Here is a 2,438-nt window from a genome sequence, read left to right as displayed (position 1 = left end):
GTCCGGGGGACCGACGACCCGGGCGAGGCGGTCGCGCGGCTGGTCGACGTCGACGCCGCCGTGGAGGTGCTGCGAGGGAAGATCGAGTTCGAGCCGGGTGAGGAGGGCCGCGAGACGGAGATCCTCCGCTATCTCCTGCGCAGCGCCACGGTCGACGTGGTGCGCGAGATGTTCCGCGGTCTCGACCTGGCCCCCCTCGTCGAGGCGTTCGACGGGTCGGTGACCCTGACCACCGGCGCCAGTGTCACCGCGGCGGAGTTCCTCGACGACCTGCCCGAGCTCTCCGATCCGGACCTCTACGACCGGATCGCCGAGCGCGCGGGCGCCCAGACCGTGGGGCAGAGGGCGGGGGCGATCGAGTTCGCGCTGGAGGGGCTCTACCTCTCGCGGCGCCTGTCCAAGGAGACCGGGGACGGCGCCGCCGTCTACGGTTGACCCCCCGGGGTCGACGATGGTGGCCGAGGAGCCGCCGGAGCAGGAGGGACGCGATGTCGCGAGACGAGCCCCGCGCGCGGTACGGACGATACGTCGGAGGCCCCGACCCTCTCGCGCCCCCGCTCGACCTGTCCGAGGCGCTCGAGGCGGTGTCCGAGGGGGTGATGTCCGGGTACTCGCCCGAGCAGTCGATGCGCGAGTTCCTCCGCCGGGGCGGTCGGGGCCAGGCCGGTCTCGACGACCTCGCGGGCAGGGTGCAGCGTCGGCGCCGTGAACTGCTCGAGCGCGGCCACCTGGGCGGGACCCTGGAGGAGGTGTCCGAGCTGTTGGACAAGGCGCTGTTGGCCGAACGCGGGCAGCTCGCCCGGGACACGCAGATGGACCCGATGGATCGCACCCTGCGAGAGATGACCATCGAGAACCTCCCGGATTCCCCGGCCGCGGCGGTCGGCGAGCTCGCCGAGTACGACTGGGCCTCCTCCGATGCGAGGGAGGCCTACAGGAGGATCCAGGATCTCCTCGGAGCGGAGGCGCTCGAGTCGCGCTTCGCGGGGATGAAACAGGCCCTGGAGAACGCGACCGACGCCGATCGTGCGGCGGTGTCGGAGATGCTCGCCGACCTCACCGAGTTGCTCGACAAGCACGCTCGTGGGCAGGACACCCCCGAGGACTTCGAGCGGTTCATGGACAAGCACTCGGACTCCTTCCCGGAGCAGCCGGCCGACATCGACGAGCTCATCGACGTGCTGGCCCGGCGCGCGGCGGCCGCGCAGCGGATGATGCGGTCGATGACGCCGGAGCAGCGGGAGGAGTTGATGGCGCTCTCGCAGCAGGCGTTCGGCTCACCGGAACTCATGGAGCAGCTGGGTCGGCTCGACGGGCTACTGCAGTCGCTCAGACCCGGCGAGGACTGGGACGGGTCCGCGGACTTCGACGGCGAGGAGGGACTCGGTTTCTCCGAGGGTGCCGCGGCGATGGCGGAGCTCGGTGACCTGGACCGTCTCGCCGAGCAGCTGGCGCGGGGCAGCGAGGGTTCGCCCCTGTCCGAGCTGGACCTCGAGGCCGTGGCCCGCCACCTCGGGGGAGAGGCCGCGGTCTCTCTGCGCACGCTGGCGCGGCTCGAGCAGTCGATGCGCGACTCGGGTTACCTGAGCAGGCGCCCCGACGGCGACCTGAGGTTGTCCCCGGCCGCACTGCGCAAGCTCGGCGGTTCCCTGCTGCGTGACGCCGCCCGTCGGCTCTCGGGTCGCACCGGCGCCCGCGAGACGCGGATGTCCGGGGCGGCGGGGGACCAGACGGGAGCGAGCCGCGCCTGGCGGTTCGGTGACGTGGAGTCGTGGGACGTGCCGCGGACCGTCACCAACGCCCTGTCCCGGGTCGTGGCCGAGGGTGGGGACCCGGGACAGGGAATCCGGCTGCTGCCGGACGACATCGAGGTCAGAGAGACGGAGTCGCGGACCCAGGCTGCCGTCGCGCTGCTGGTCGACACGTCGTTCTCGATGGCCATGGAGGGCCGATGGGTCCCGATGAAGCGCACCGCGCTGGCCCTGCACCACCTCGTGAGTACGCGGTTCCGGCAGGACACGCTCCAACTCATCTCGTTCGGCCGCTTCGCCCGGACCCGGACGGTGGAGGACCTGCTCTCCCTCGACGCGGAGTACGAGATGGGCACCAACCTCCACCACGCCCTACTCCTGGCCGGCCGGTTCTTCCGGAGACACCCGTCGATGCAGCCGGTCCTGCTCATCGTCACCGACGGCGAGCCCACAGCTCATCTCCTGGGCAGCGGGGAGCCGTGGTTCGGCTACCCACCCGCACCGGAGACCATCCGCACGACCGTCGACGAGTTGGACCGCGTGGCGCGGTTCGGTGCGCAGACCACGTTCTTCCGGCTCGGCGACGACCCCGGGCTCGGTCGCTTTCTCGACGCGCTGGCCCGCCGGGTCGGCGGCACCGTGGTGGCCCCGGACGTCGACGACCTCGGGGCCGCCGTGGTCGGCAGG

Annotated in this window: 1 protein-coding gene and 1 pseudogene; both read left to right on the top strand. The window is 71.9% G+C overall.

The genetic code is table 11. The features are described 5' to 3' along the window. Positions 1 to 435 (top strand): annotated as a pseudogene (locus IY392_RS00450) (magnesium chelatase); the annotation flags it as partial. A 53-nt stretch (positions 436 to 488) separates the two neighbouring features. Then, positions 489 to 2,438, top strand: a 1,950-nt coding sequence (locus IY392_RS00445; RefSeq protein ID WP_194860244.1) for a VWA domain-containing protein, incomplete at its 3' end; no start/stop codon positions are given.

This window comes from Dietzia sp. SYD-A1, assembly GCF_015356725.1.
Classification (GTDB): domain Bacteria; phylum Actinomycetota; class Actinomycetes; order Mycobacteriales; family Mycobacteriaceae; genus Dietzia.
This window is presented reverse-complemented; position numbering and strand designations above follow the sequence as displayed.